Annotated in this window: 5 protein-coding genes; all 5 read left to right on the top strand. The window is 68.0% G+C overall.

Features of this window, described 5'->3' with window-relative positions; all coding sequences use genetic code 11:
• On the top strand, window positions 1-1,733 hold a 1,733-nt coding region (locus tag ACFPMG_RS31055; protein WP_376999480.1), incomplete at its 5' end, for a hypothetical protein.
• Window positions 1,730-3,757 carry a phage head spike fiber domain-containing protein gene (locus ACFPMG_RS31050; protein WP_376999478.1) on the top strand — a complete coding sequence of 676 codons (2,028 nt, stop codon included), beginning with the start codon at window positions 1,730-1,732 and terminating at the stop codon, window positions 3,755-3,757. The genes ACFPMG_RS31055 and ACFPMG_RS31050, both read left to right, overlap by 4 nt.
• A gap of 164 nt (window positions 3,758-3,921) precedes the next feature.
• On the top strand, window positions 3,922-4,596 hold the full coding sequence (locus tag ACFPMG_RS31045) for a C1q-like domain-containing protein (RefSeq protein WP_376999476.1): 675 nt from the start codon (window positions 3,922-3,924) through the stop codon (window positions 4,594-4,596).
• Window positions 4,596-5,099 carry a hypothetical protein gene (locus tag ACFPMG_RS31040; protein ID WP_376999474.1) on the top strand — a complete coding sequence of 168 codons (504 nt, stop codon included), beginning with the start codon at window positions 4,596-4,598 and terminating at the stop codon, window positions 5,097-5,099. Before ACFPMG_RS31045 ends, ACFPMG_RS31040 begins: the two co-directional genes overlap by 1 nt.
• Window positions 5,100-5,192: 93 nt before the next feature.
• The gene (locus ACFPMG_RS31035; protein ID WP_376999472.1) at window positions 5,193-5,516 is read left to right on the top strand and encodes a hypothetical protein; all 324 of its coding nucleotides are present in this window, start codon (window positions 5,193-5,195) and stop codon (window positions 5,514-5,516) included.
• Window positions 5,517-5,859 lie beyond the last annotated feature (343 nt).

Raw genomic sequence — 5,859 nt, 5'->3', positions numbered from 1 at the left:
GGGCTGACGGCGCGTGGCTTGACCTCGACGCGCCGTCCGGGCTCCCGCCTGCCTACGCCCTGACCACGCCGACCGGGCCGCTGCTGATCACCGCTGAGGTTGAGATGCTGCTTCCCGGCACAGCATCCGTCCCGGAGGACCCGGAATGGATGGGTGCGCCGTGGATGGACACCAGCACCGCCAGCTATCAGCTGGAGTCGGTGGAGACCTTGCGGGCGTCGGATCGAGGCTACCGGACCCGCGCCACCGATCCACTCGGCGTTGTCGCCTACCCGGCCCGGCTGGCGGAGGCCGGCGCTATCGACCGGGCGGTCAACCTCGCTCCCGGATCGTCGGCGGCGGGGGCGAGCTGGGGCGAAATCAGGCTGGCCAACACGGACCGGCGGTATGATGCCCTGATCGGCACCCGCAATGTTGACGGACGCCCAGCCCGTCTCCGCGTCGGTCGAAAGGTGAGTGACGCGTCGCGCGGCTACGACGTGGACCCTCCCGACGCCTCCCTGGCCGATGCCTGGAGGGGATTTGCGCTGCCCTGGCGCGTCGATGATCAGCACCTCATCATCCCGTTGCGTGATGCGACCTATTGGGCTGAGAGGCCGCTGCAATCCTCGCTCTATGCCGGGACAGGTGGATATGAGGGCACGGCGGAGCTGGCCGGCCTGCCCAGGCCAAAGGCGCGCGGCGGTACGGCGTCGGCGCCGATCCGCGGCGTCTCGCTGGTCCTGATCGACCCTGCCAACCGCATCTACCAGTACAGCGACGGCTTGGGCGCCGTCGTCACGCTCTACGAGCGGGGTGGTGCGGTCTTCACGCCGGGGTCGGACTACCCGTCGTACGCCGCTCTTGCCTCCGCCACGGTCGCGTCGGGGGCCTATGCGACCTGTGACGCCTTGTCATTGGTCAAGCTCGGGGCCGCAGCCGAGGGTGAGATCACCGCCGACGTGGTGGCGGCGTTCCCGGTGGCCGGCTACGTCGACACGGCCGGGTTGCTGGCCCTGCGCACGCTGACCGAAGACATGGCCCTGGACCCAGGCCTTATTGACGTCGGCAGTTTCGTCGGGGTCGATGCGGCGTGGCCCTACACCGCCGGATATTACGCGGCAGAGGCGCAGCAGGGCTTGGACAGGGTGGCGAGCCTGCTCGGGTCCATCGGCTGCCGCCTCGTCCCGACGCGCTCCGGCAGGCTGGCGGCGGTGTCGATGCGGCGTCTGTCGGTCGGCGTCCGGCCGGCTGCGATCTACACTACCGCGCACATCGTCAGCGCCACCCCCGTTGATCTCGGCGCCCCGCTCACCCCGCCGGCCAGTCGGTGGAGAGTGGCGTGGGGGCGGAACCATACCGTCCAGACCACGGACTATGCTGCCGGCCTCTCCGATGCCCGAAAACAGGCGCTCGCGCAGGAGTGGCAGGTGGCGACTGCGCCCAACGCCGCTGTCGCCCAAGCCTACGCGCGGCCATCCGATCCTGATCCGGTGCAGACCGACCTACTGGACGGGACGCAGGCCGCCGCACTCGCCGCCGATCTGGTGGCGATGTTCGGCGACGGCTTGTCGGCCTTCGATCTGGAGATGCCGATCGAGTTCGTGCTGCGGCACGAGATCGGCGACGTGCTGGCCGTCCAGTACCCGCAAGGCGCGCTCGCCCGCGGCCCTCTCGTCCGGGTTACCGGCGATCAAATCCGGCTCGGTGAGCCGACCGCAAAACTACGTGTGCTCGTGGAGCCTCAGCAATGACCCATCAAAATCATCTGTGGGGCTATGAGAACCACCCCCTGACCGGCACCGTCCAGGCTGGTTCGGAGGTGCAGGGGCTCCCCGCGTCCAACCTCCAAAACGACCAGGGAGACACCGCGTCGGCGTGGCAGACGGGGCAGGGTGTCGTCACGTCGGCAGCGGGCGCGTGGTTCGTTGTCGATGCCGGCGCCGACGTGACATGGCGGGCAACACTGCTGGCCCGCACCAACCTGACGTCGGCAGCGCAGATCCGGGTCAGGGTGGGTTCGCGCTCCAGCGTGGTGGAGGAGCCGGCGCTTTACGACATCGATCTGCGTGCCGGTCTGCCGGCGGGGGCCACCTTCACCCGCGCCAGCACGGCGACCTATTATGACTACGCCGGGGTGATCCGCACGGCAGGGTCTGGCGTGCCGCGGATCGGCTACCGCTACGACGCGGCCACCGGCACGTGGATCGCCGCAGGCTATCTGTCGGAGGAACAGCGGACCAACAGTGTGCGGCAGTCCGCGGCCTTGTCGGCGTCTCCCTGGACTGCCACGGCCAGCGTGACGTCATCCTCGGTGGCCGCGCCGGACGGTTCGCTAACCGCCGTTCTGGCCGATGCGACTGCCGCGGACCAAGTGGTGCAACAAGTTGTAACCATAAGCAACGACACAGCGACGCGCACATTCAGCCTGTTCCTGCGACAGGGGACGGCTCTGCGATCAGCTCTGTATCTTGAGCACTTCGGCGGCACCAGTTATGGCGCCCTTGCCACGATCAATTGGTCGGCGCTGACCATCACGAACAACTTTAATTGTCTTGCCGTAGCGCTTACCCCGGTGGGCGGCGGATGGTATCGTGCAGCCGTGTCGGTGGCCAACAACGGCGCCGGGAATACCAATCTCACCTGTCGGCTCCTGCCCGCCGGGTCGGCGAGCTACGGAGGCGGGACGGGCTCCGTGCATGCGTGGGGCGCCCAGGTCGAGGGCGGCGCGGGCGCCACCAGTTACATCCCCACCACCTCTGCTGCGGCCACCCGCCAAGCCGACGCCGCATGGGCGTCGGTGTCCGGTCTGGCCGGCGTACTGACGGTCTTCGCGGATGTGGTCCCGCTCGTCCGGAATACGAGCTTGGCCGCCGCGCTGCGTCTGGACGACGGCAGCAACGATAACAGCGTGGCGGTCGTGACATGGGCGGGCTCCGCCAGCCTGTACGCGGCCGGGGCAGTCGGCGGTATCGGACAATTCGATTTCGGCGCGGCCCGCGGCCCCGACACCGTGGGGGTTCCACAACGGCTGGCCGTGGCTTTGGCGCTCAACGATATCGCCCAGTCGGTCAATGGCGGGACGGCAGCAACCGACACGTCAGCCCTCGTGCCGCCGATCACCGCGCTCCGCATCGGCTCCAGCCTTGGCGGGGCCGTCCCGCTCAATGGCTTTGTCACGCGGGTCGCGCTGTACGGCAAGCGGCTGACCAATGCGCAGATCCAAGGCCTGACCGGTGCGGCTGGCTCAACCCTGACCGCGCCGACCTACGACAGCGGCGCCGTCACCCCCGGCGTCGTGCCCGGCGTCGGGCAGGCCCTGCACGTCCTGCCGAGTGACGCCACCGGCCAGTGCCTGCGCATCGACATCGACGATCCCACCAACCCCGACCGCATGATCAACGTGCCGCTCGCCTACACCGGCCCGGTTTGGCAGCCGCAGTACAACTTCGGCTACGGCTCGACACAGGGCCAGGAGGCGCGGCGTGCCGACGTGGTGACGCGCGGCGGCCAGACCTACCCGCGCCTGGACAGCGTGGCCCGGCGGCAATCGCTGGAGCTGCGCGCAGTGACGACCGATGAGGTCTGGACCCGGCTGGCCCCGCTGATGCGGGCGGCAGAGACCGGCGGAAACATCCTGTGTGTGCCGGACCCCGAGGGGGCTTACCGGCAGCACGAGACCATCTTCGGGCCGCTCAAGACCGAGGCTGACATCTCCTATCCCTACCAAGGCTCCAGCCTGCGCGGCTGGACGGCCACCCAGACCGAGAGGTTGTGATGCTGAGAGCGAGAGTCGTCGGAAATGGAAACAATCCAGGCACCGGGCCTGTGATTATCAACTCCACTCCGACAGGAAAGCAGTCGTGGAATAGTTTCGGCAACGGCTCCCCGGCATACTACATCATTACTGATGGGGTGTCGTGGGAGTATGGATACTCAACGGTGACCGTTGGGGGGAGCACATCGCTGGACCGCGCTGTTGTCCTGGGAAACAGTGCCGGGACGACGGTGCGCCTGAACTTTACCGGTGCGGTGACAGTCTTCAATGACATCCCTCCGGAGCGGGCCGTCTTCAAGGGTCCGGACGGCACCTACATCGACGCCGGGAATTCGCGGATCGCCAACACCGGCACACCGACCGCCGCAGCCGACGCGGCGCCGAAGAGCTATGTGGACGGCAAGCACGCGGCGTTCAGCGCATACCGAAGCGCCAACCAAGTCATCAGTCCGTCGATATCCACCATCATCCAGTTTGATCTGGAGGCGGCTGACACCGCTGGAGCCTTCGACACCACCGGCAACATTGGCCGTTTCACCGCCAAGTCGCCGGGCCAATACGCCTTCATCGGTGCCGCGACCTTCACGAACTGCTCAACGGGCACGCTAGCTGCGCTCGATCTTTATCTCAACGGCCTGATCGCCTACCGGCTGGACCGGCGCAATGCCCAGCAGGCGGCAAGCCTTGCCGTTGCCGGCAGCGCGATCCTGACCCTCAACGGCACCACCGATTACGTCGACCTGCGCGTCTGGCACGGTGAGGCCACGTTGGGGAGCCTCGCCGTGCAGGGTGCCAGTGCCGGCGCCTACACCTTCTTCCACGGCTTCAAGGTGGCGTGATGACCGACGATCTGACTGACATCGAAACGGCGGAGACGGAGGTGATCGCCTCCGCCGAGTTGCCACCCGAATGGGGCCTGCGCCTGATCGCGGATGCGGCCGGCGGTGATGATCGCGTGTGGTACGACGGTGCCCGGCTCCACGTGCCCGGCGTGACCCAGGAGGCGCTTGACGCTGCGGTGGCCGCTTACGACCCGGAGCAGTCGGCGCCCGCACCGGTGCCGGCCGTCATCTCGGACCGCCAGTTCTTTCAGGCCCTGGCCATGGATGGCTACATCACCCCCGCCGAGGCCCTGGCCGCGGTGCGGACCGGCGACCTGCCGCCCGTGCTGGCGGACCTGATCGCCCACATGGACGAAGACGAGCGGTTCGGGGCCGAGATGCTGCTGTCTGGCGCCGTCGAGTTCCGTCGCGATCATCCGCTCACGGTCGCAATCGGCGAGGCCCGCGGGCTGACGCCGGACGAGGTGGACGACTTCTTCCGCCGCGCCGCCGCGCTCTGACCAGCCCGCGACAACACTCCAGCTTGACCGACCACCCCGGCGCCGACAAGGCGCCTTTTCTATGCCCGCGCCCCGGGCCGCAGGAGACCATCAATGAAGCTGCCCCATGTCGCCGCCCTGGCCGTCATCGGTACCGGCCTCCCCGCCGCGGTCGCCCTGGCCGACGACCCCACAGTCAACGGTCTGATCGGCTCCACCATCCAGGCCCTGACCGGCGCGCACCCCTCCGTGCAGGCCGCCGCGATCCTGTCCGCCGCCGGCCTGCTGGGCTGGCGGATGTGGCTGCAGCGCCCGCAGCCGTCCGGCCACTCCATGGACGAGATGTATGCGCTGCTCAACAGCGTGTCGGAGCGGGTGGATGGGCTGACACAACGCCTCGACACCCACATCGATCAGCACGATCGCCGGGTGGCGTGATGCCGGAACCGCCGATCGTGCCCGATGCCCAGCAGGTCGCCGACAAGGCCCTGGCCGATTGCGGCGGCGACGAGGCCGCCGCGCGCCTGCTGCTGGCGCCGTCGCTGTGGTGGACCAGATCGCCGGGACCAGCTACCTGTCGCCTTCTTTGGAGCGGCCCTCTTGATCGTCACACCCAAAGATTGGTGTTGCCAATCGCGCTTTGGCTGATTCCCTGGAGGAACATTTGATTGGTGCCGTAAGTCAGGAGCGTGCCGCCCAATGCTGCTGTGACGGATATCTGTCCTGGTTGCGCGCCCATCTCACGCAGGTCAATGTGGTCCACGCCAAGCTGGAAGTCCTT

This window comes from Azospirillum himalayense (genome assembly GCF_042657465.1).
In the GTDB taxonomy this organism is placed as follows: Bacteria; Pseudomonadota; Alphaproteobacteria; order Azospirillales; family Azospirillaceae; genus Azospirillum; species Azospirillum himalayense.
This window is presented reverse-complemented; position numbering and strand designations above follow the sequence as displayed.